The sequence below is a fragment of the Intrasporangium mesophilum genome, assembly GCF_054783095.1.
The window spans coordinates 86997-108762 of the sequence record NZ_BAAGRF010000005.1 but is presented as its reverse complement, the minus strand read 5'-3'; the positions used below and the strand labels follow the sequence as shown (position 1 = coordinate 108762).

23 protein-coding genes are annotated in these 21766 nt (G+C 68.7%); 6 read left to right on the top strand and 17 right to left on the bottom strand.

What is annotated here, in order from left to right; all coding sequences use genetic code 11:
- The first annotated feature begins 297 nt into the window (after positions 1–297).
- Positions 298–1617: a DUF4062 domain-containing protein gene (locus tag ACYVLP_RS06280; protein ID WP_460626486.1), complete on the top strand. Its 1320-nt coding sequence runs from the start codon at positions 298–300 to the stop codon at positions 1615–1617.
- Here the strand turns inward: ACYVLP_RS06280 and ACYVLP_RS06275 are convergent.
- Both ACYVLP_RS06275 and ACYVLP_RS06270 read right to left on the bottom strand, forming a co-directional pair.
- The gene (locus ACYVLP_RS06275) at positions 1610–2086 is read right to left on the bottom strand and encodes a MarR family winged helix-turn-helix transcriptional regulator (RefSeq protein WP_460626485.1); all 477 of its coding nucleotides are present in this window, start codon (positions 2084–2086) and stop codon (positions 1610–1612) included. The two genes, ACYVLP_RS06280 and ACYVLP_RS06275, sit on opposite strands and share 8 nt — an antisense overlap.
- Positions 2083–3867, bottom strand: a complete 1785-nt coding sequence (locus ACYVLP_RS06270; protein WP_460626484.1) for an MFS transporter — start codon at positions 3865–3867, stop codon at positions 2083–2085. The genes ACYVLP_RS06275 and ACYVLP_RS06270 overlap by 4 nt, the downstream gene beginning before the upstream one ends.
- Before the next feature lie 95 nt (positions 3868–3962).
- On the opposite strand from ACYVLP_RS06270, the gene ACYVLP_RS06265 reads away from it, so the two are divergent.
- The gene (locus tag ACYVLP_RS06265; protein WP_460626483.1) at positions 3963–4460 is read left to right on the top strand and encodes a SixA phosphatase family protein; all 498 of its coding nucleotides are present in this window, start codon (positions 3963–3965) and stop codon (positions 4458–4460) included.
- A 54-nt stretch (positions 4461–4514) separates the two neighbouring features.
- Here ACYVLP_RS06265 and ACYVLP_RS06260 read toward each other — a convergent pair whose 3' ends face one another.
- Positions 4515–6956: an ATP-binding protein gene (locus tag ACYVLP_RS06260; protein ID WP_460626482.1), complete on the bottom strand. Its 2442-nt coding sequence runs from the start codon at positions 6954–6956 to the stop codon at positions 4515–4517.
- Between the two features lie 238 nt (positions 6957–7194).
- On the opposite strand from ACYVLP_RS06260, the gene ACYVLP_RS06255 reads away from it, so the two are divergent.
- The gene (locus ACYVLP_RS06255; protein WP_460626481.1) at positions 7195–7542 is read left to right on the top strand and encodes a MerR family transcriptional regulator; all 348 of its coding nucleotides are present in this window, start codon (positions 7195–7197) and stop codon (positions 7540–7542) included.
- Between the two features lie 77 nt (positions 7543–7619).
- Here ACYVLP_RS06255 and ACYVLP_RS06250 read toward each other — a convergent pair whose 3' ends face one another.
- On the bottom strand, positions 7620–7775 hold the full coding sequence (locus tag ACYVLP_RS06250) for a hypothetical protein (RefSeq protein ID WP_460626480.1): 156 nt from the start codon (positions 7773–7775) through the stop codon (positions 7620–7622).
- A gap of 80 nt (positions 7776–7855) precedes the next feature.
- Positions 7856–8968: a carboxylate-amine ligase gene (locus ACYVLP_RS06245; protein ID WP_460626479.1), complete on the bottom strand. Its 1113-nt coding sequence runs from the start codon at positions 8966–8968 to the stop codon at positions 7856–7858.
- Positions 8969–8998: 30 nt separating this feature from the next.
- Here ACYVLP_RS06245 and ACYVLP_RS06240 point away from each other — a divergent pair, with 30 nt between their 5' ends.
- Positions 8999–9268 (top strand): VOC family protein, encoded by a 270-nt coding sequence (locus ACYVLP_RS06240; RefSeq protein ID WP_460626478.1) that lies wholly within the window; start codon positions 8999–9001, stop codon positions 9266–9268.
- Between the two features lie 99 nt (positions 9269–9367).
- Here the strand turns inward: ACYVLP_RS06240 and ACYVLP_RS06235 are convergent, their stop codons facing one another.
- The 4 genes from ACYVLP_RS06235 to ACYVLP_RS06220 form a co-directional block, all read right to left on the bottom strand.
- Complete coding sequence (locus ACYVLP_RS06235; protein WP_460626477.1) at positions 9368–9937, bottom strand: hemerythrin domain-containing protein; 570 nt, start codon at positions 9935–9937, stop codon at positions 9368–9370.
- A gap of 109 nt (positions 9938–10046) precedes the next feature.
- Positions 10047–10952 carry a PRC-barrel domain-containing protein gene (locus ACYVLP_RS06230; RefSeq protein ID WP_460626476.1) on the bottom strand — a complete coding sequence of 302 codons (906 nt, stop codon included), beginning with the start codon at positions 10950–10952 and terminating at the stop codon, positions 10047–10049.
- Between the two features lie 7 nt (positions 10953–10959).
- Positions 10960–12189 (bottom strand): NRAMP family divalent metal transporter, encoded by a 1230-nt coding sequence (locus ACYVLP_RS06225; protein ID WP_460626475.1) that lies wholly within the window; start codon positions 12187–12189, stop codon positions 10960–10962.
- Complete coding sequence (locus tag ACYVLP_RS06220) at positions 12186–12689, bottom strand: hypothetical protein (protein ID WP_460626474.1); 504 nt, start codon at positions 12687–12689, stop codon at positions 12186–12188. The genes ACYVLP_RS06225 and ACYVLP_RS06220 overlap by 4 nt, the downstream gene beginning before the upstream one ends.
- Positions 12690–13074: 385 nt before the next feature.
- Here ACYVLP_RS06220 and ACYVLP_RS06215 point away from each other — a divergent pair, with 385 nt between their 5' ends.
- A complete protein-coding gene (locus ACYVLP_RS06215) occupies positions 13075–13581 on the top strand; it encodes a hypothetical protein (protein WP_460626473.1) in 507 nt (168 codons plus the stop codon).
- Positions 13582–13788: 207 nt separating this feature from the next.
- A complete protein-coding gene (locus ACYVLP_RS06210; RefSeq protein ID WP_460626472.1) occupies positions 13789–14394 on the top strand; it encodes a flavodoxin family protein in 606 nt (201 codons plus the stop codon).
- Positions 14395–14451: 57 nt separating this feature from the next.
- Here ACYVLP_RS06210 and ACYVLP_RS06205 read toward each other — a convergent pair whose 3' ends face one another.
- The 8 genes from ACYVLP_RS06205 to ACYVLP_RS06170 form a co-directional block, all read right to left on the bottom strand.
- Positions 14452–15408 (bottom strand): TIGR03557 family F420-dependent LLM class oxidoreductase, encoded by a 957-nt coding sequence (locus ACYVLP_RS06205; RefSeq protein ID WP_460626471.1) that lies wholly within the window; start codon positions 15406–15408, stop codon positions 14452–14454.
- Positions 15409–15556: 148 nt separating this feature from the next.
- A complete protein-coding gene (locus tag ACYVLP_RS06200; RefSeq protein ID WP_460626470.1) occupies positions 15557–16234 on the bottom strand; it encodes a DUF1989 domain-containing protein in 678 nt (225 codons plus the stop codon).
- Positions 16231–16926 (bottom strand): guanitoxin biosynthesis heme-dependent pre-guanitoxin N-hydroxylase GntA, encoded by a 696-nt coding sequence (gene gntA, locus ACYVLP_RS06195; protein WP_460626469.1) that lies wholly within the window; start codon positions 16924–16926, stop codon positions 16231–16233. The genes ACYVLP_RS06200 and gntA overlap by 4 nt, the downstream gene beginning before the upstream one ends.
- Positions 16927–17153: 227 nt before the next feature.
- The gene (locus tag ACYVLP_RS06190; RefSeq protein WP_460626468.1) at positions 17154–18251 is read right to left on the bottom strand and encodes an ANTAR domain-containing protein; all 1098 of its coding nucleotides are present in this window, start codon (positions 18249–18251) and stop codon (positions 17154–17156) included.
- A gap of 255 nt (positions 18252–18506) precedes the next feature.
- Complete coding sequence (locus tag ACYVLP_RS06185) at positions 18507–19172, bottom strand: gamma-glutamylcyclotransferase (RefSeq protein WP_460626467.1); 666 nt, start codon at positions 19170–19172, stop codon at positions 18507–18509.
- Between the two features lie 3 nt (positions 19173–19175).
- Positions 19176–19583, bottom strand: a complete 408-nt coding sequence (locus tag ACYVLP_RS06180; RefSeq protein ID WP_460626466.1) for an MAPEG family protein — start codon at positions 19581–19583, stop codon at positions 19176–19178.
- Complete coding sequence (gene gshB / locus ACYVLP_RS06175) at positions 19580–20554, bottom strand: glutathione synthase (protein ID WP_460626465.1); 975 nt, start codon at positions 20552–20554, stop codon at positions 19580–19582. The genes ACYVLP_RS06180 and gshB overlap by 4 nt, the downstream gene beginning before the upstream one ends.
- A complete protein-coding gene (locus tag ACYVLP_RS06170; RefSeq protein ID WP_460626464.1) occupies positions 20551–21570 on the bottom strand; it encodes a glutamate-cysteine ligase family protein in 1020 nt (339 codons plus the stop codon). The genes gshB and ACYVLP_RS06170 overlap by 4 nt, the downstream gene beginning before the upstream one ends.
- Positions 21571–21766: the final 196 nt, after the last annotated feature.

Genomic DNA, 21766 nt, shown 5'->3' with positions numbered 1-21766 from the left:
GGAGTGGCTGACCTCCACTCCGTCTTCGGCGTGGCGCCGGTCCTTTTGGGTTTCGGCCCAGCCGACGACGGCGCCCAGGGACCGCAGGAGTCCCTCAATCTTGGACGACTGGGCTCGGGGAGTCGATACACTGGTCATCCTGCTGGACCGGCTGCCGCCTGTTGCACAGAGGGGCGGAACTCGACGTGGGCCACCTCGAGAGCGCGTCATTCTGCCACCCACCTGTCGGGTAAGACAGTTGCTCCAAGCCCTCCCTGACCGCTCGCACTATTATCTTGACCAGGTTTGGGGTTCGACATGAAGATCTTTGTCTCTTCGACCTTCGAGGACCTGAAAGACTACCGCGAGGCAGCAATCAGGGTCTTGCGGCAAATGGGGCATGAAGTCATAGCCATGGAAGACTTCACAGCTTCGAGCGCTCCGCCCGTCGAACGAGTTCTCAAGCTGGTCAGCACGTGTGAGGCCTACATAGGCATCTTCGCCTGGCGATATGGCTTCATGCCTGAGCCGGCGGACATCTCACCCACAGTGATGCCCATGCTCCCGGATGGGTTTGTCTCGGGGAAGACGTCGATCACGCATCTGGAGTATCTTCAGGCGCAGAAGAGTGGAGCGGAGATCCTGGCCTTTCTGCTCGACGAGACCACCCCCTGGCCCCCACACAAGATTGACGCCTACACGCAAACGTTCGAGCAGACGGCCCACAACGAAGCTGACCGTGAACCGCCAGGCAAGAGCATTCGGGACCTGCGTCAGGCGCTCAAGCGCGCCCGAATCATCTCGTTCTTCACCAGCCCCTCCGACCTAGAGGCTCGCGTGGCCGCCGCGGTCACCAACCTCGGACTCACGACAAAGTTCGCGCGAAACCTGGAAAGCCTGACGAGCCCCGTTCCCGCGCCGGTGGCAGACAGTTCGGTGACGTGGGCAATTCAGGGGGAGATTCGTCAGGCACAGTCGACCCTCCAGCGCACGGTGACTGTCAATCTCGCAGAAACGTGGTGGGCATCCCGGCTGTACTTGCTCGCTGAGCTTGCAAAACGATTCACGCAGATCAGTCGAATCGTTCTGGTAAAGATGCATCCTGATCAGGACGAGTTCATAGGCATGCTTTCGGTCGCCACAACCCTGGAGCGTCTTGCGCTGCTTGACCCGCGGTTGGAAACATTCTCGGCGCAACTCCCAGGCGTTCTCGGTCGCATTCAGGACTTGGATGCGGCGCTCGACTCCGCGCTTGTCTTGTGGGACCAAACAGTTCCCGACGCCCAACAGCATGTGACCGTGACAGCGCCGAATCTCGACCTCTGGTTCGGGGACTCGCTTCTTCGCGAGCCAGTGAAAGTCACCGATCTCTCAAAGGTGACGCTGCTCGACATCGGGAGAATTCTCAGCTACCCAAACGACTTCGTGCCCGTGGAGTCAGACCCACAGGCGATGAAGGAGCTTCGCGAGATCTCCCCTGGGCCAATCTCGCCGACCGCCCAACCAAGCCCTCCCGCGGCCGGTCAGACGCCGAGCGCCTCGGCGGTCCCGATTGCTGTCGTGCACAAACGCGCTCTGAACGACCAGCTCGCTCAGCTGTATATCGATGAGCTGATGGAGCGTGCACGTCTCAAGTAGTGGCCCGAACGGTCTGCTCGAGGTGCCGGTCGGCGAGCTTGCGCAGGACGGGAACGGCTGCGGCCAGCGCGGCCCGCTCGTCCGCGGTGAGGTCGGCCAGCTCCGTGCTCAGCTGCGTAGCCGCCTCGTCGCGCAGCGTGTCGATCGTCTTGCGACCCACCGGTGACAGCACCAGCAGCAGGCAGCGCTGGTCCTGTGGGTCCCGACGGCGCTCGACCCAGCCGGCCTCCTGCATGATCTCCACGAGTCGGGTCATGCTCGGGGCCGACATGTTCATCAGCTCCGCCAGGTCGCCCTGCCGCACGCCGTCGGGGTAGCGCGTCAGGGCGGCCAGCGCGGCCAGCCGGGTCGGCGTGATGCCGGAGCGGGTCGCGGGTGTGCGCAGGTGGTAGGCCAGGCGGCCGACCTCGGTGCGCAGGTCGCCGGCGAGCCGGTCGACCTCACGTGACGGCATACGGGATGGTGTCACGACCGCACCTCCTCGGGTTCCGGAGCACCCGCCTCCGGCTGCGCGAAGTCCATGGGCACCTCGTCCATAGGCACCTCGTCCATGGGCACCTCGTGCTGGTCCTCAGCATGCACGAACTTCTCGCCCATGAACCATGAGGCCACCGCGGCGACGAGACAGGCCACGATCGCGAACGCGAACGCGACGATGAGCCCTTCGTGGAAAGGGCCGGAGATCAGCGACGGGAAGAAGGTCTGGCCCGTGAGGAACTGAGCGTCCGCGGGGTGCAGCTGAGCGAGCGTCTGGCTGCCGAGCAGCGACTGCACCGGGTTGTAGCCCAGCAGCGACGCGAACAGCACCGCGACCGGCGGCAGTGCCGCAACGGCGTGCGCCTGCTCGGTCGTCACTCCGTGCGCCGTGAGGCCGGCCTGCATCGTGTCAGGAAGGGAGCCCGCCAGGCCGATGATCATCAGGGAGAAGAAGATGCCGATCGACAGCACCATCGAGGCATTCTGGAACGTCGTGCTCATGCCGCCACCGACTCCGCGCCGGTTGGCGGGCAGAGCGTTCATGACTGCGGCGCGGTTGGGTGAGGCGAACAGGCCCATGCCGAAGCCGTTGACGAACAGCGCGGCCGCGAACATCCAGTAGCTGAAGTCCACTGAGAGCGCGGCGAACCAGAAGAAGCTCACCGCGGCGATCACCATGCCGCCGGTGGCGAAGGGCCGGGCGCCGTACCGGTCGGAGAGCCAGCCCGACAGCGGCCCGGCGACGAGGAAGCCGACCGTCATCGGCAACATGAAGATGCCCGCCCACAGCGGCGTCGACTCGAACGAGTAGCCGTGCCGGGGCAGCCAGATGCCCTGCAGCCAGATGATCAGGATGAACATCAGCCCACCGCGACCGAGACCGGCCAGCAGGCTCGCGATGTTGCCGAACGTGAAGGCCCGGATGCGGAACAGGTCGAGGTGGAACATCGGGTGCTCGACCCGCGTCTCGATGACGCAGAAGACGGCGAGGAGGCCGACGCCGCCGATCATCGACGCGAGCACCCACGGGTTGGTCCAGCCCATCACGTGGTCGCCGTAGGGCTGGATGCCGTAGGTGATCGCGACCAGCACGCCGATCAGGCCCAGGGCGAAGGTGATGTTGCCCCACCAGTCCATGACGTGGTGGCGGCGTGGGCTGAGGTCACGCAGCTTGAGGTAGCCCCACAGCGTCCCGAAGAGGCTGAACGGCACCGAGACCAGGAACACGTAGCGCCAGTGCACCGGGGCGAGGACGCCGCCGATCACCAGACCGAGGAAGGAACCGGCGATCCCGGAGACCATGTTGAGGCCGAGCGCGAGCCCGCGCTGGTCCGACGGGAAGGCGTCCGTGATGATCGCCGAGGAGTTGGCCATCAGCAGCGCGCCGCCGACCCCTTGCAGGATGCGCATGACGATCAGCCAGACCACGCCCTGCGTCCCGGTCAGCCAGGTCACGGCAAGGGCGACCGAGAAGAACGTGAAGATCGCGAAGCCGGCGTTGAACATCCTGACTCTGCCGTACATGTCGCCGAGGCGCCCGAACGTGACGACCAGGACTGCGGTGACGACGAGGTAGCCCATGATCAGCCAGAGCAGGTAGCTGGAGTTGCCCGGGGCGAGCGGGTTGATCTGCAGGCCGCGGAAGATGTCGGGCAGGGCGATCAGCAGGATCGACGAGTTGATCGTGGCGATCAGGACGCCGAGCGTCGTGGTGGACAGGGCGATCCACTTGTAGCTGGGACCGAGAGCTGTGGGGGTCGCTGGCGAGTTCATTAGTTCAAGGGTACTAACTAATTGGCCGCCGGCAACGGAATGTCGCACCTGAGATGATCAGTGTCATCTCGGATGACCCGCCTCGGAGGCCTGCCATGGCTGACCACACCCTGATCCTGCTCCGTCACGCGAAGTCCGACTGGTCGGGCGGCGAGGCCGACTTCGACCGGCCTCTGGCGCCGCGCGGTCGGCGCCAGGCGCCCGAGGCAGGCGTCTGGCTCGCGCGCCATGTCGACCGGATCGACCTGGCCGTCGTCTCGGCGGCCAACCGCACTCGTAGCACGTGGGACCTGGTCGCGGCGGAGCTCGACGCCCCGCCGGAGACGCTCACGGAGGAGAGGCTGTATGCCGCGTCGGACCGTGAGCTCCTCGCGGTCGTTCGTGAGCTGCCGGAGGACGCCGAGACGGTGGTCCTGGTCGGCCACAACCCCGGGCTCGAGGACCTGGCCTGGACCCTCACTGGCGAGCCGGTCGCGCTGCCGACGTCGGCCCTCGCGGTCATCACCCTGTCCCGGCCGTGGTCGGCGGCCGGTCAGGATGTGGGAGTGCTGCAGACCTCCGGCAGGCCGCCGTGGCCCCCGGTCGAGGTATGACGTCGCGAGATGGCCCGACCTGTCACCTCCACCGGAATACCTCGAAGGCCTGACTCATTGCGCCGTCGGGGGGATCTGGCCGGTGAGCACGACGTCTTCGGCGATGTCGCTGATCTTGCGGTTGGTGTCGTTGCTGTGAGCGCGGAGCAGGTCGAAGGCGCGGTCGCTGGTCACGTGGCGTGAGGACATCAGCACACCGACGGCCATCCCGATGGAACGGCTGGTGGTGAGCGCGGTCTGCAGCTGCCCGGCCTTCTGCTCAGCCACGACGAGAGCCTGGCTGCGGTCCTGAGCGAGCTCGTAGTGGGTGCGCAGTCGAGCGAGAAGCTCGATCGGGTCGAACGGCTTGCCGACGTAGTCGTTGGCTCCCGCTGAGAGCCCGCTGGCCACCTCTTTCGGCCCGGAACGTGCGGTCAGCAGGACCACGGGGACCGAGGCCCAGTCGGGAGTCGCTCGCATGGTCGTGACCAGGTCGAGCCCGCTGGGCCCGGGCAGCATGACGTCGCACAGGACGAGGTCGGGCACCCGTTCGGTCTGCAACGCGCTCGGCGCATCGGGGACGGCGACCACACTCCAGCCGTCTTCGGTGAGCAGACGCGTCAGGTACCCGCGCAGATCCACGTTGTCCTCGACGAGCACCAGTGTCGGCCGGCCGTCGTGCGCCGGGGCCTCCTGTATGCCGGACGGCAGCTCCAGCGCGTCTGGCAGCTCGCGCAGCAGGCCGCTGGCGGGTCGGTCGAGCTCCACCCTTGCAGCGGCGCGGCTCATCGAGGGGGCGGGGAGGTGAACGGTGAGCTCGCTTCCCTGCCCGGGGGTGCTGTCGAGGGTGACCCGGCCGCCGTGGGCCTCCACGAGGTCCTTGACGAGGGCCAGCCCTATGCCAGTGCCCGCGGTGCCGCGAACGGGTCGGCGCGCGACCTGGTGGAACCGTTGAAAGACCCGCTCGGCGTCCTGCTCGGCGATCCCTCCGCCGGTGTCTCGCACGGCGAGCACCACGCCGTCCCTGGTCTGATGCAGGCTGACTCGGATGCTCCCGGAGTCGGTGAACTTGTAGGCGTTCGAGAGCAGGTTTCCGACGATCTTGACCCACGCTTCCGGGTCGATCATCCGGGTGGACCGGCCCTCGACGTCAGTCGTCTCGAAGTCGGCGTCCAGGGCCAGGCCGGCCGACTCGATCGCACTGCGGAACATGCCCACCACGTTGCCCGTGAGCTCGGCAACATCTGTCGGCTCGCGGTGCGGGACCAGCTGGCCTGCCTCTGCTTGTGCGAAGTTCAGAAGCGTGTCGACCAGACGGTTGAGCCGCTCGGTCGATCGCTGGATGGCGTTGACATGCTGGGCCTGCGACACGGTCAGACCCGAAGCCTGCAGCTCGTCGACGGCCGACAGGGCGACCGTCAACGGGGTCCTGAACTCGTGGCTGACGTTGGCGAAGAACTCGGTCTTGGTCTTGTCCAGCTCGGCCAGGGCGGCCGTCCGCGCGCGCTCGTCGGCCGCGGCGCGAACGTCGACGAAGAGCGCGGACAGCTGCCGGGTGACTAGCGTGGCGTAGGTCGAGAAACGTTCGTCGACTCGACGGTACGGGTTGATCCCGAGGACGAGCACACCTTCCAGCGGACGACCCACGGCACCCAGCGGCACCACCAGCGCGCTGCTGGGTGAAAGGGGACCGAGCGGGCCCGGCACTGCGCCGATCTCATCCGGGTCGTAGCTCACCTGCAGCCGCACCCGAGAGGCCGCTACCTTGACCAGCGGGTGCTCGCTCGCGTCCGCACCGATGGCCTCGGGCAGCTGTGGTGACTGGCCCGACAGCCCGTACTGCGCGGCCCGCACCAGTCCCCCCGCCTCAGATGGCAGGTAGATCGCCGCGAAGGGCACTGCCTGACGGTTCTTGGCCAGCACCCGCGTGACGGCCTCGGCGATGGCCTCCCTGGTCGTGTAGTCCGCGCTCGACAGCACGGCCAGGTCGCGGACGATCCCGAGCCGCCGCGCCTCGACCACAGGGAGGGTGACGTCGGTCGTCGCGACGAAGACGCCCAGCACGCCGCCCTGTGACGACCGGACCGGGCTGTACGAGAACGTCCAGTAGGTCTCCTCGAGGTACCCGTGCCGGTCGATGAACAGCAGCAGGTCCTGCTCGAAGGTGGCCTCGCCGGACGCGCGGACGTGGGCGGCCATCGGCCCGACGTCGTCCCACACCTCCGCCCAGCACACCTTCGCGGGCTGACCCATCGCCCCGGGATGCTTCGAACCCAGGAGGGAGCGGTACGCCTCGTTGTAGATCTGGACCAGATCGTCGCCCCACCAAAGGAGCATCGGGACCTTCGACGGCATCACGGTGCGGATCGCGGCGGCGAGCTCCGGAGACCATCCGGCAGGATCACCCATGGCTGTCTCGGCCCATGGTGTCCTTCTCGCCAGGACGGCCGTCTCGTCCTCCCCGGGAAACAGCCAACCCAGCTCTGGCCCCTTCTCAGGAGCCGATGCCTGGCTCATCGTCCATGCCTCCGGCTCGCTCCGCACGACCACTCGTCGGCGCGCTCTCGCTCCAGGAAGACTCCCACACGCCGGCCTCCACCGGTCCACCTGCACCACTGGGCAGCTCGCCTCAGCACCGCAGCCACCTCCATGGCGTCCTCGTTCCGATCTGTGTCAGCCCTTGATATGATCTCAGGCACTGGATACAGGTTTTGTAAGGTTGAAACGATCGTTTGTCAAGCCCTGGAGCAGCCGATTGGACAGCGACACCCCAAGCCTCTCGAAGCACCCGCTCTACGCCATCTCGGTGGCCGCCGAGCTCGCCGGGCTGCCCGTTCCGACCCTGCGCCTGTACGAGCAGCACGGGCTGGTGACGCCGGCCCGGACCGATGGTGGGACCCGCCGCTACAGCGATGCCGACGTGGCGCGCATCAGGCGGATCTCCGAGCTGGTGGAGAGCGGCGTCACGCTGGCCGCTGTGGAAATGGTGCTCGACCTTCAGGACGACAACGCCGACCTCACGGTGCGAAACCGCGATCTGCGGTCCCGCAACACCTCGCTCAGCCTGGACAACGACCGCCTTCGCAGCGAGCCCGCCGACTGAGCGCCCGACGCAGCGGTCTGTGGTGCCAAGAGGACAGCAGAGTGTCCACTTGGCACCACACAAAGCCCTCGGTGTCCTCAGCGGAGCTGGCGGCGCCACCCCACCAGCACCACGACGAGCACGGCGGCGAGCGGGAACAACGGCGGCTCCGCGACGCACATGCCCAGCAGAGCGAGCGCCCCCGCCCACCAGAGCAGCAATCCGAGCCCTCGACCGGAAATCGCCCTGCGCACCCGACCCCTTGCGTCACCCCTGGCGACGGACCTCTCGAATGGCATCGACTCCATGCCTCTCAGTTACCCACTCGGCGAGGTCACGCGTCCTCCATGCCGGCCGTCAGGCGAACCGCCTGGCTCACCACCTCGATGAGGCGACCCGTGCGTGCGGCCGTGCGACGCTGCAGGTCGGCGCCAGTTCCGGCCTCGAGCAGACGCTTCACCCCAGCCCGCACCGCGCAGCTGTCGCCGGCGGCATCGACGTGCGGCCAGATGCGGGTGATCAGCTGGTCGACGACGGCCGCTGCAGGGGCGGGCCGGCCGGTCGCCGGGTCGATGAGCTGACCCGAGAGACCTTCTCGGCTCGCCTGCCACGTCGCCAGCTTGAGCAGGGCGGTCGGCACGTCGGGGAACGGCTCACCCCGGCGCCAGCTGGCCGCCGCAGCCTCGACCAGGCCGCGGCATACAGCGGCGACGAGCACAGTGTCGGCTCGACGAAGACACACGTCAGGGCATCTGATCTCGACCGTGGGGTAGTGGTGCGAGAGCCGAGCGTCGAAGGACACCATCGCCTCGTCGAGGATGACACCTGTGTCCTTCATCCGCCGCACGAGCCGGTGATAGGCCTCGGCCGTGCCGAATGGTTCGGTCTGGCCCCACGCGGGCCATCGCCCCTGCATCTGGGTGCGATAGCTCGCGAAGCCGCTGTCCTGACCGGCACTGAACGGCGAGTTCGCCGACAACGCCAGCACAACCGGCAGCCACGGCCTCAGCCGGTCGATGACGGCCACACCTTCGTGGTCGGACTCGACCGATACGTGCACGTGAAGCCCACAGGTCATGGTTTCGCGCGTCACGACCTGGTAGCGCTCCTGGATCCACCGGTAGCGCTCTGAGTCGGCCAGGACCGGTGTCGCCGGGAGTGGAGAGGCGGCCAGTGCGGCCACGGCTGCGCCGATCTGACGCGCGGCCCAGATCACCTCGGTGCGCCAGTGGTCGACCTCGGCGTCCAGGTCGCGCAGGTTGGTGACCGGGGCGGTGTGGATCTCGACGACCTGCTGGTGGAACTCGCCCTCGATCGCGCCACGCACGCCGACGTCGGGGAGGTTATCGACCCCCGCCCGTCGCAGCAGCTGGACCGACACCGACCGGGGCCGCCCGGTGCGGGGATCGACAAGGAGCAGCTCTTCCTCGACGCCGATGCTCCTCATGAGTCAGCCACGGCCCGCTCCATGGACGTCATGGCCCTCCTGTACCCACCCGTCCTGACGTCGTACCCCGCGCAGTCGGTGTCGCCTGGGGGCCCGCCGGGCTACGGGACCTGCATGGAGCGCAACGACTCCATCGACGAGGCCGAAGCGGTAGCGCTGTCGCTTGGCGCGAGACGGGCTCCAGGATCGCCCGAGACCGGCAACCGCGTCTTCCTGGACCCGGCCGGTCATCCCTTCTGCCTCGTCCATGGCGCGTCACCGGTTCAGGACTCACGCATCGGTTTCGACACGAAGGCCTGAGCGGTGGCGACGTGCCGCTCCCTGCTGTGGTCGGCGCGGGTTGACCGGCGGTCCAGCGGTCGGGGGAGCTGACCTGGGCCAGGTCGCCGGCCCCGTGTGTCACTCCTCTTCGGACTCCTCTTCCTTCGCCTTCGCGGCAAGCTCCTCGGCGATCTCGTCCTTGGACTTCGACCCGCGGCCGTCGATCTCGGCATTGGCCGCCTGGGTGCGGCGCTCGGCCAGCGTGATGTCCTCCGGGGTGTCGCCGAGGTGCTCGGCCCGGCTGGCAAGGAACGCCTCGGCCAGCTCATCGCGCCGGGTGTCGTCGAGGCCCTGGCTCATCGCCGGCAGCACCGTGGACTCCTCCTCCTCGACGTGGTGGGACACGGCCTGGGCGAGCTCCTCGAGGACCGAGTCGAACTCGTCCGACTCGGGGTCAGCGGACTCGAGCCGCTTGAGCAGCTCGTCGGCCTCGGCGTGCTCGGTCTGGGAGTGCGCCACCTTGTCCGCCGCTCCGGCCTCGTCGCGGGCCACCGGGTAGACGGCAGCCTCCTCGGCGCGGCTGTGCGCGGTGAGCAGGGTGACCAGGACGGGCACGTTCTGGGCTCGGGATGCCGGGTCGCGCAGCAGGTCGAACAGTCGCTCCACCTCGCGGTGGTCGTTCTTGATGAGGTCGACGACATCGGGCACGGCATTCTCCTTGCGGTTGAGGTTGTCCGCTCACCTACCCCCTGGGGCGTTCGAGGAAACCACACCCAGGACCGCTACGTATGCCGTCACGCCAGCCGGACTGGCGCGCTCAGTCCTCTTGGTCGCCGACGGCATACGGGTGGCGAAGGTCGGCGGTGCTGCTGACCACCACGGGCCGGTCGGGGCCGCCGAGGTCGCGCACCAGCGTTGCGGGGACGGCCCGGTTGCCGCGTTGCCAGAACCGGACGAGCGCGGCGACGAGCCACGGGCCTTGCTTGCTGTCGGCGTTGTACCCGAGCTCGGATCCGCGAAGATGCTGTCCGTACTGCAGGTGAGTGACCTGCATCGGGGTTTGCGGGGCGTCCAGGGGCTCTGCTGCTGCGTGGATCTCGCAGAGCCTGCCGACCTGGTGCTGAGTCGACTCGTCCACGACGGGGCGACCCACGAAGGCGCTTGCGAAGCAGGCGCCCGGGAGCGGGTTTCGAGTCGCGCCCGGGCCGGGAGCGCTGGGGTCATCCGGCGCCCGCTGTGCCGTGTCTCTGTCGTCGCCGCCGCCCTTGGCTCCGGGGATCCGGGAGACGACGTATTTCCTGAGCCACAGCTCGAGCCCGAAGGCCTCACCCAGGACCGTGGCGGCATACCGGTCCACTTCGACGGCCGAGTCGATGCGGGTGACGCGCTCGATGGGCACTACGAGCGGCTGGGGATCGGGCTCGGGGTGCAGGCGGCGCCAGATGGCGTACAGCCAGTCGCCGATGCGCCCGGGCAGCCGCTGCGCCAACGACGCCGGTCCGATGGCGATGCCGGTGACGAAGAGCCCGGCGCCGGTGTCGAGCAGCTCGACGTCATCGACGTTCCCGAGCAGTTCGTCGTCAGGCCCGACGATCTGGTGGTCGAGCAGGCGCAGCATCACGTCCAGGCGCACCGAGTCCGGCCGTGAGGTGGCCTCGTGGGCCCGCTGCGCAGGCTGCGCCCGCTGGGACCGAGCGGGATATGGCTGTGCTGGACGCGTCATCGGGGCCTCACTGTCCGGCTCGGGTGACGATCATCAGCGGGACCGCGGCGACCGCTGCGACGAGGACCACGACCAGGTAGATGGAGCCGAGCGTGCTGGCCAGCCGCCCGTTCGCATGCCGGCCCATGTAGGTGCGGTCGTTCGCGACGACGAGGATCGGGAAGTACGTCAACGGCAGCGCGATGGCCGAGAAGACCACTGAGTACTCGGTGAGCATGATCGGATCGACCGTCGTGAGGAGCACGCCGACCGCAGCGATCGCCGACAACAGCAGGACCACGTGGAAGCGGGCCGCCTTGAGCGGCTCGACGTACTTCCCCCACTGCCAGCCGAAGTACTGCGCGATGCTGTAACCGACGGAAAGCCCTGTCTCGCAGGCTGCCCCGAACGTGGCGGCGAAGAAACCGATGAGTGCCAAGGCGATTCCCAGCTGACCAAGGGCCAGGCCGATCGGCATGCCGATCTGGCCCAGCGTGTCGACCTGAACCCCTTGCGGGAGGTAGACAACGGCCGCGCACGCCGCGATCGACAGGGAGATCGTCCCGCCGAGCGGGAACCCGACGAACACGTTGGACCGCATCGTGCCCAGGTCGCGGCTGGTCCACCGCTCCTCGACACCCCCGGAGGAGAAGAAGAACACCTCGTATGGGGTCATCGCCGCGCCGAACAAGGCCACGGCGTAGTACCAGTACGTCGTGTGGCTCTCGTCGTGCGGGACGATCGGTCCGGACGCCTGGCGCCACAGGTCGGACCAGTCCGGGCCGAGCTGCCACAGGGCGACCGCGAACACGACCAGGGCGAGCCCGCCGAGACCGAACGCGTTCTCCAGGACAGAGAACTTGGCCCGCCACAGCACGAGCCACACGACAGTCCCGACGATCGGGATCCACAGGTACCGGTTGACGTCGGTCGCCAGCTGCAGTGCCAGGGCGACGCCGCCGATCTCGGCAGCGAACGTCAGCAGAGTCACCGCCATCGACGCGAGCAGGTTGGCCAGTCCCATCCGGGGCCCGAGGCGCTCCCGCACCAGGTCGAAGGTCGCCCGGCCGCTCACCGCAGCAACGCGGCCACTCATCTCCGCGAAGACGCAGATGCCGAGGATGCCGACCAGGACGACCCACGCCAGCGACATCCCGAATCGCGAGCCGACCAGGCCGTTGGTGACAAGGTCGCCGATGTCGACGAACCCGCCGATAGCCGTGAGGATCCCGAGGCTCAGCGCGAAGAGCTTCTTCACGCCAGTGCCTGCGACTTCTTCTCGAGCTGGTCGGCCAGCGTGCCCAGGTCCTTCACGCTCTGCCGCATACCCGGCTCGTCATGCTCGCGCACTGCGATCCGGGCCGAGGAAAGCGCGTCCGCCGCGTCGCTGAGCAGCCGGCCCACGTCGTCCCGCAGAGTGCCGTCAGACGCCGTGGGTGGGTCGACCTTGCCGAAGCTGTCCTCGATCGGGCCCATCGCGTCCTCGGACTCGGTCACGACGTTGTCGACGTAGGGCTGGGTCAGCTTGTCGTCGAGCTTGGCCTGCACGGCCAGGTATGCCGTCCTGGTCTGGCTCTGCGCGGAGTCAAGCGCCTGGATCGCGTTGTGCGTGAACGCACCCGAGTCGAATGCCGGGGCTACGCAGCCTGCGACGCACACGGAGCCGAGGAGCCCAGCTGCGACGAGCGATCGAGCGCTTCGCCCGGACCGCCGAGGCAGGTCCGCCGGCGAGCACTCACCCTCAGACACCGGGCTCACGACCTGCTCCGCAGCAGCACGGCCGCCAGGACGGCAAGCAGCAGCAGGAAGATCAACCAACCGAACCCGAGGGCGAACCCCTCCGTCATGACGCTCCTCTCATGTTCCCCGGGGTTACATACCCACGCAGCGCTCTACCTCGGGCCACCCAGACCCAGACTCATGACCTGCCGCACCCAGCCATCGGCGATAGAGTCGAAGGACTGCTGAGGAAGTCAGGCAACGGCTGCTCGAGGCATGTGAGTCCCGGAGGTGTACCGATGGGAGAACACGGAAGCCAGTTCAGGGTCATGAGCTTTGACCTGGAGGAGCGAGATGCCCTCGCCCGTCAGGTCACGCTGCTCAGCGATGCGTTGGAGAACGGACCGACCACCTGGTAGTCGCCATGAGGACTGACGACCAGACCAGTGCCCTCTGGGCGCGAGCCCGCGAGGCGGCCGGAGCGCGGGCGACCGAGTGCGGGGTCCGGCTGAACGCGTTGCTCGAAGAGGGCGCCACCAGCAGCGACGCGGATGTGGCGCTCGCGCAGGAACGCGCCCGGAGAGCTCTCGCTCGGGCCGTCGAGGCCCGGACTCGTCTGTCTCGCACCCTCCAGCGGCGCCACGAGCGGGAGTCGCTGCGCCGGCTCGGGGTCCCCGACCGCAGGCAGTCATCAGCGCTGCCCTCGCTCCTCGAACCGGGCTCCGACCTCCACGGTACGAGCGCCAAGATAAGGCACGCCCTGGACTCCGGCGCCCTGTCCGCGGGAAGACTCTGGCAGGAGTTCGTCGCGTGCGGGGGCAATGCTTCGCTCATCGAGCTTGACGCCTACCTTCACGGGGCGTGGTCCATGGCGCTCCCCGATCTTCGGGTGCTCGAGCACGTGTGGTGGGAGCGCGAGCACCTCAACTGACTGCCGGGTCGCTCCCTCCTCACACCGCTCATGCCGCGCTGTGATCCTGGCGCAGCCACCGTGGTCCAACGGCCCGTCGCGAGCCGAACGGCCGATGCTGGTTACCGCCCTCGCCCGTGGGGTAGGGGTCCTTCGACTCGTCGTGCTGGTCGCACGACCGCGCTTGGAAACCAAGCGTTCCCAGCCTGATTCCGAGGAGGAGTCCGTATGCCGCTTCGTGCCCTTGCGCTCAACTGCACCCTGAGCCCGTCACCCGCCGAGTCGAGCACCGAGCTGCTGACCCAGCAGGTCCTCGACGCGCTCGCCTCACATGACGTGGCCGGTTCGATGGTCCGCATCGTCGACCACGACATCCGTCCCGGCGTCGAGATGGACCTGGGCGACGGCGACGAGTGGCCGCTCATCCGCCAACAGCTCATCGCCAGCGACATCGTCGTTGTCGCCACCCCGACCTGGCTCGGGCAGCAGAGCAGCGTGTGCCAACGCGTGCTGGAACGGCTTGACGCAGAGCTGTCGGAGAAGGACGACGAGGGACGGCTGCGCACCTACGGCAAGGTGGCGGTCGGCGTCGTGGTCGGCAACGAGGACGGCGCGCACCACATCACCGGTGTGCTGTTCCAGGCCCTGAACGACGTCGGCTTCACGATCCCGGCCGGTGGCGTCACCTACTGGAATGGCGAGGCGATGCACAGCACCGACTACAAGGACCTCGACGAGGCGCCCGAGGCGGTCACGGGCGTGACGTCGACCCTGGCTGCCAACGCGGCACATCTGGCCGGGCTGCTCAACGGTTCCCCGTACCCTCCGGCGTGAGGGAGTCGGGCGGACCTGCCGACCGGGTCGGTGATGATCCTGTCAGTGGTGATCCGCTCAAGAGGCCGCCACCTCCGGCAGGACGTGCTCTCCATAGAACTGGATCATGTCCTGGTAGTGCGGGCCCATGTTGGCAACATAAACCTCGTCGAAGCCGGCCGCGGCATACGGCTCGAAGCCGTCCCTGTGCTCGGCGGCGTCGCTGCCGGCGACGACGGACTCCCCCGTCGCCTCCCGCGTCACCAGCTGTGACGCCTGCTCGAAGTGCTTCGGGTTGGGCAGCACCTGGGCCAGCTCTCCCGGAACCCCGGCGTTCGCCCACAGACGGTGGGCGTGGTCCACGCCCTCCTCGCGCGTGGCCGCGAAGGCGACCTTGACCCCACCGACGCACTTCGCCGAGTTCGTTCCACCTGAACGGAACTCGCGGACAGCGTCGCCGTCTGGCTGGGTGGTCACGAAGCCGTCGCCGATCCGCCTGGCAACATCGAGCGCCTTCGGGCCGAAGGCCGACACGTACACCTTCGGCGGCTCGTCCGGGAGCGTGTAGAGGCGCGCGGTGTCGACGGTGTAGTGCGTCCCTCGGTGCGAGACAACCTCGCCGCTCCAGAGCCGCCGCATCACCTCCACGGCCTCCTCGAGCATCTCGAGGCGCACGGCCTCCTCCGGCCATGCGTCGCCGAGGATGTGCTCGTTCAGGGCCTCACCGGTGCCGACACCCAGCACGAACCTCCCGTCCAGCTGCACCGACGCGGTCGCCGCTGCCTGCGCGACGACGGCCGGGTGGATCCGCACGGTCGGACACGTGACTGCCGTCATGACCGGCAGCGAGCACACCTGCGAGATGGCGCCGATGACCGACCACACGAACGGGCTCTGTCCCTGGGCATCGTTCCACGGGTGGTAGTGGTCGCTGATCCACAGGCCGGTGAAGCCCGCCTCCTCGGCGAGGCGGGCCTGCTCGACGAGCTGGGACGGGGTGTACTCCTCACAGGACAGGAAGTATCCGATCTTCACGAGCACGCTCCTTTGCCGTTTGGGTTGTCGTCAACCACCTACCCACGCGGCCGACCCCCCACCCGCTCATCCGGTGCTCATACACGGCCGTGGATCCGAGAGTGCCGGGCTCTACGTGTGTGAGGCCTTGCCAGCCACGTGGCAGCGGTCACGCCGAGCCCGGCAGCGACACCGTGAAGTCGATCGGCTTGCACGAGCCGTTGTTCGACTTCTCGGCCGAGCAGGCAGTCAGCCCGACGACGAGGTCTGCCTCGGCCCGCAGCGTCAGGCGGTCACCGGCGCGGGAGGTGGGAGGGTCGATGTGCACGGTGCCGTCCCGTTCGGTCCACACGTTCATGAAGACGTTCAGCGTGGTGGCGATGGTGTCCGGCGCCACTCGGTAGGCCGCCATCGATGTCGCGAGGTTCTCGTAGCAGCTCGGGTGGTAGGCACCGTCAAGCTGTGGATAGAGGATGTCGAACGTCTCCTGACTGCATGGGGTCAGCAGGATGTCGTGGTGCCCGCACGTGTCCTGCTCGACGACGGCCATCCTGCGGCTGCGGTTGCTGTAGAGCACCGTGCCCGTCGTGACCGCGACCGAGTTCGCGTAGTCGATCGTCCGCCCTGAGGAGAACCATTCGTCGAGCCGGTCGGCCATCACGCAGAAGAAGTCGCTGACCTGCTCCCCCACGGGGTCCACCACGGTCAGCCGGGCCCCGGCGGGCAGGAGGAAGGCGACGCCGGTCTGAGGTGACAGCCGCTCGAACCCGTATGCCGGAGAAGGCCATTCGCTGTCCGACTCACTCTGCTTGTGGGTGGTTCCCGGCCTCGTCACACTGTCGGTCATCGGTCAGTCTCTTCCTCGTGTACGTCGAGCGGTGGAACCCAGCGCGCATCGTGGAAGCGACCTGAGTACTGCCTGGCCTCGCTCGACTGGCCGTGGTCGGCCACCATCGGGTTGACCGAGCCCTGGAGCTGCTCGTCCCGCGCCCGGATCCGGGTGCGCATGCCGTCGAACCTGCCGTCTGCCCTAAGGCGCTCGAACTGCTCATGCGGGTTGAACACCAGTGTGGGCAGCGGCGCCCGACGTGCGACGCGCGAGGCCACCGGGTGCAGTCCGACGATGAAGTACGCCGTGCCCTGGACACTGAACGCGAAGTGCGGGTCGGCCGGGTCGGACCGGACCCCAGGCGCCCACGGTGCGCTGTCGGCGTCGTGCAGGTGCTGAAGCAGCTCGAACAGGGATCTCTCGAAGCCCGCCTCATCCCTGTGTACGGGGCCGCGGAACGAGGCGATGAACGAGTGAAACCCGTCGGGGTCGAAGCCGCCCTCGGCGAACGCCTCGAGGTGCCTGAGCAACACCTCCGCCGTCGCCGGCGCGTCCATGTCGTCGAGCACGACGTGCGTGACCCGGTCACGCCGGAACACCGACTTTGCCCCGAGACAGGGGTATGCCGGATCGGCGACCATCTCTTCGAGCGCGCCAAGTACTCCGCGGTCGGACGGATCGCCATGGGCGGCTGGAACGGGCAGGGTCATGCCACCTCCTCGATTCCCACTTCCGACAGACCTTGTGGCGCAGACCTACCCAGGGCGAGGCCGTTCAAAACCTGCCCCGCCGCCTGCTCCCGACCTACGCCTGCCATCGGAAGTGCGGACGGGCCGGGACCGTTTGTGTTCTGAGGCGGTCGGATCGGCAGATGGGCCGATCGAGGCTTACCCGAGCCAATGCGGATCCAGAGGCCCGCGGAGACGCCCTAGCTGTGTCAGCCGTGCGGAAGGTCCCGGTTGTCGAACTCGCCGGTCTCGGCCAGCCGTCGCGCCACGGCCCGGAGCTTCTCGTTCAGCCGCTGGGACGAGTGACGTAGTGCGTCGAAGGCGTCTTCCGGGGTGAGCTTGAGCCGCTCCATGAGGATCCCCTTGGCCTGCCCGATGACGTCTCGGGTCAACAGGGCCGTGCTCAGGTTGTCTGCCAGGTCCTGAAGGTTGGCGCGTTCGTGGACGGCTCCCGCGGCCATCGACGCATGCGCGGCCAGGATGAGCCCGATCTGTTGGGCCTCGTCGGTGAATGCGTTGGGCACGTTGCCGTAGGTGTTCAGCGAGCCGCCGGCCCCGGCGGTCGCAAGACTTGCGGCTGATAGGCGGTAGGAGGCGGCCGACTGGGCTCCAAGGTCGGCGGGACGTGAGGCAAGCCGGGGCCAGCGCTCGTCCGGGAACGACTGCGCGTACACGATCGGTGCGTCGACTGCGTCCAGAGAGGGTCCTTCGCGAGCGTCGTACTGTGCCTGGTCGACGGCCCTCGCGGCCGGATCGGTGGTCGCGGCCGTCTGGTAGGCGCCGCGCTCGCTGAGCGTAACGCTGGCCATGTCGCAGCCAGTGACCGTAGACACCGCGGCTTGCGCGATGCGGAGCAGGACATCGTCGAAGGTGTCAGCGGAGTACAGCTGCTCGGCGATCTCGGCGAAGGCCATGGCCAGCCTCGTTGACGGCAGTGCGGCGTCCCGTCGCTTCGTCGCCGCGTCCCGGTCTGACGAGTCGAGGTCACGTTGGGCCCGCAGCTCCTCTCTGTCGAGGCGCTCCTGGTCCCGCGCAGCGCGCTCGTCGGACCGCTGCGCGGCAGCCTCGGATCGCCCGGCGCTGTCGGTGGGCAGACCCTGCTCGGCAGCACGCTCGTCCTGTTGCCGATCCCGCTCGTCCATCGCCGCTTCTCGCGCGTCCATGGCTGCCTGCCGCTCGTCCGCGACGGCATCCCTGGTGTCGGCGGCGACGTCGCGTTCATCGGCCAGAGTGTCTCGTCGATCGGCCACGAAGTCGCGCTTGTCGGCCGCCCAGTCCCGCTCGTCCTCGCCTGAACGCTTCGTCATCGCCCTGGCCTCTCCTTCACGCCGCGCCCAAACAGACTTTACGCCCGCGACGCCATGACCGTAGCCCTGAGACCGCCTGCGCCGGCGACCTGGACGACCTGCGAGAACGGCGGACGAAGCCTTGGAGCGTCGCCGCCCTGGTGCGCGGGGTGGGGACACGCTGACGACTCTCGACCGTCTCGAGGCAATGGCGAGAGGCCTACGGCCACCGCTGAGCGGACTGCTCGGCGCGCGAGCTCAGGTATGCCGCGGGGCTCAGCCAGGCGGCATACCTCCGCTGTGGGTATGTCGCTCGCGCACGCGGGCGGCCAGACTCGTGACGTAGGGGTCCTCGAGGTCGTGCGAACGCAGAGCGTCGGCGAGCCGGAAGAGGTAGTCGCGGTTGGTGCCAACCGGTCCCTCGGCGTGCGCGATCCGGCGTGCCTGCTCTTCGAGGTCGAGCTCGACCACGAGGGACGGCTGGGCCGCGAACACGAGACCATCCACGGACAGGCCGCCGATGGTGAGCGGCAGGAGCGATGCGCGGTAGGCGCCGAAGGCCATCTCGCGGAGCCAGAGGATGGTGGTTTCTGACTCGATGTCCGCGGCCGCGATGCGCAGCCCCACGCCGTGGCAGCGACCCGAAGGCACGAGCGCGCACATGAGTCCAGGCCGGTCGGCCGAACCGCGGCCGCCCGGCAGGTCGATGCAGAAGGACCGCTGCCATCCGGCCACGGTTGCGGGCTGGCTCTCGACGACCGCGATGGCGGGGTTCCACATGAGCGAGCCGTAGGCGAACACCCACAGGTCACTGCCGGCGGGATGGGAGCGGAGCGCGTCGGCTCGTGAGGTCGCAAGGTCGTCGTCGGTGAGCGCGACCGTGCCGCCCGCGGCCGCGAGCTGGTCGAGCCGCTCCCTGGTGAACTCCGATCGCACCGGCACGGCTCAGAGCACCGCCACCGCTGTGGTGACCGCGAGCGCCAGCCCGAACAGGTAGGTGCCCGCGGCCGCGGCCTCGCGCGAGATCGTCGGCGTGGCCAGGGAGGTGCTTGCCAGCATGCCCGAAGCGTGCACGAGGCGGCTTGCCGTGGCGGCGACGACCAGGGTCGTGCTCCACCAGCCGGGCGACTGCCAGGCGACAAGCAGGAACAGCACGATCAGCGTCGGCACATACTCGCTCGCGTTGCCGTGCGCCCGGATCGCGATGAGCAGCCGGTCGGCCGGGTCGGTCGAGGCCTGCGGGCCGCCGTTCTTGCCGCGGATGGCGCGTAGCCGCGTGACGTTGGCCCCGAGGGCGAAGACCAGAGCGCCGAGGACGGCGGTGCAGACGAGGGCTGTGGTCATGGTGGTCATGCGAGTTTCCTTCCGTGGCGCGTGGGGGTGAGGACGCGGTCGACGACGTCGTCGCAGAGCGTGGTGCCGAGCAGACCGTCGGCCTTGCGCAGGGCGCCGGGGCTGGTGACGTTCACCTCGATGAGGTGTGGGCCGATGACGTCCAGACCCACGAGGCGCTGCCCGTGGCGGGCGAGGATCGGCGCCAGGCGCTCGCAGATCTGTCGGTCGCGGGCCGTGACCGGCGCGGCGGAGGCTGGTGCGCCGATGCGGAAGTCGGTCTCGAGCGGGTAGCGGTAGACCGCGGCCTGTGGCTCTCCGTCCAGGACGAAGACGCGCTTGTTGCCGTCCGACACCTCGGGCAGGTACCGCTGCGCGACGACCAGGCGCCTGCCGTGGTCCGTTGCGAGCTCGAGGAGTGACGGGAGGTTGGGGTCGTCCGGGTCGAGTCGCAGGACTCCTCTGCCGGCGAAGCCGTCCACGGGCTTGAGGACGGCGACGCGCTGCTGGGTCACGAACGCGCGCAGCGTGTCTGGGTCGGCGGTCACCGTTGTCGGCGGGATGAGGTCGGGGAACTGGAGCGGCAGCAGGTGCTCGCTCACCACGCGGAGGCCGCGCGGGTCGTTGACAAGGGCGGTGGCGAAGGGGTCGACGAGGTCGAGGACGAAGGTGGCATGCAGGTACGTCTCGTCGACGGGTGGCTCGGTGCGCATGAAGATCGCCGTGGTGTCGTCGAGCCAGAGGTGCTCCGGCGCAGACGCCTCGAACCACGGCGTCGGCACGCTCCACCGGGTGCCGTGGGTCCGTTCGCTCGGAGCGAGTCGCACCTGCCGGGCGTGGGCGCGTGGACGCCCGTCGACGATGTCGAGCCGTCGGGCCTCGGTCACCCAGACATCGGCACCGCGGTCCTGCGCCGCGTGCATGAGCCCGACGCTGGTGTCGATGCTCGGGTCGAGCCGCGCAAGCGGGTCGCTGACGAAGACGATGGTCATGACCCGGCCTCCGTCTCGTCGTGGGCCAGGCGCGCGGCGCCGGCGGCAGCGATCTCGAGCAGGTCGGGGACGTGGGGCGCGTGTCCTGCGGCGGCTGCGGCCCAGGCCGAGTCGAGGTCGCCGGCGACGGCGTCGAGCAGGTCGAGGGCCTGGCGGCGCGCGACCGGGTCGTACATGAGGGCCGTGACGGTGCGAACGACCTGCTCGATCCGGTCCACGGGCTGCGCGTCGAGGAAGCGGAGCTCCAGGTAGCGACCACGTGGCCGGACCGGCGGGAACAGCGTCGACAGGTGGTAGTCCGGGTCGAGCGCCTGCTCGATCGGGAGCGGCTCGGCGGCCGCGGCGAAGGCCGCATAGGCGCCGACCGGGTCCGAGGCGTCGACGTGACGGCCGTCGTAGCCGGTACGTCGCAGGTCGACACCGCGCCAGATCGCGGTGCGCGAGCTGCCGGCCGGCGAGGTGCTCGGCGTGTTGTCGAACGCGACCGCGAGCGCGGGTCCCATGAGGTTCGCCACGACCCACTGGTCGACGCCGGCGGCGCCGGGGAGCAGGTCCACGCAGATCTGCAGGGACGCGGTGGTGCGCATCATCCGCCGCCCGTCGTGCCCGCGCTCGTCGAACAGCTCCTGCATCGCCAGGTAGCGCGGCGTCGCAGTGCGCAGCGGCACGTCGAACCATTCGAGGGCTGGGTTCACGCCGACGAGCTGCAGGGTCACGCCCTCACGGGCAGCGCGGCGTCGAGCCCGGCCGATCGCCAGGACGGCGTCGCGGACCGCCTGCCTTGCCGACGGTCGCGGACCGAGGCTCAGCTCCACCTGGCCGCCGGGCTCCACCGAGACGTCGACATCCCGGCCGAGCCGCGCGGCGGTCCGGCCACGATCGCTCAGCTCGTAGGTCGGCACGTCCGGGATCAGCTCGATCTCCAGGCCGACTCGCCGGCCCGGACTCGGGTGCGGTCGGAAGGCCCGGGCCACCGCTTCGTCGAGCCCCGTGCTTCGCAGCAGCGTGCTGGTCATGACTCCTCCTTCGCGACCCGATGACGACGAGAGTCCTCCGCGGAGCCCGTGAGCACCCGAGTGCCAGTACGCGGATCGAGTACGCAGATCGAGTACGCGGAGTACGCGGATCGAGCCCGTGGAGCACGCGGACCAAGCATCAGAACCGGGCGTCTCGACGCAGCCACCGGATGACTCAGCTCCCGTTCCACTCCAC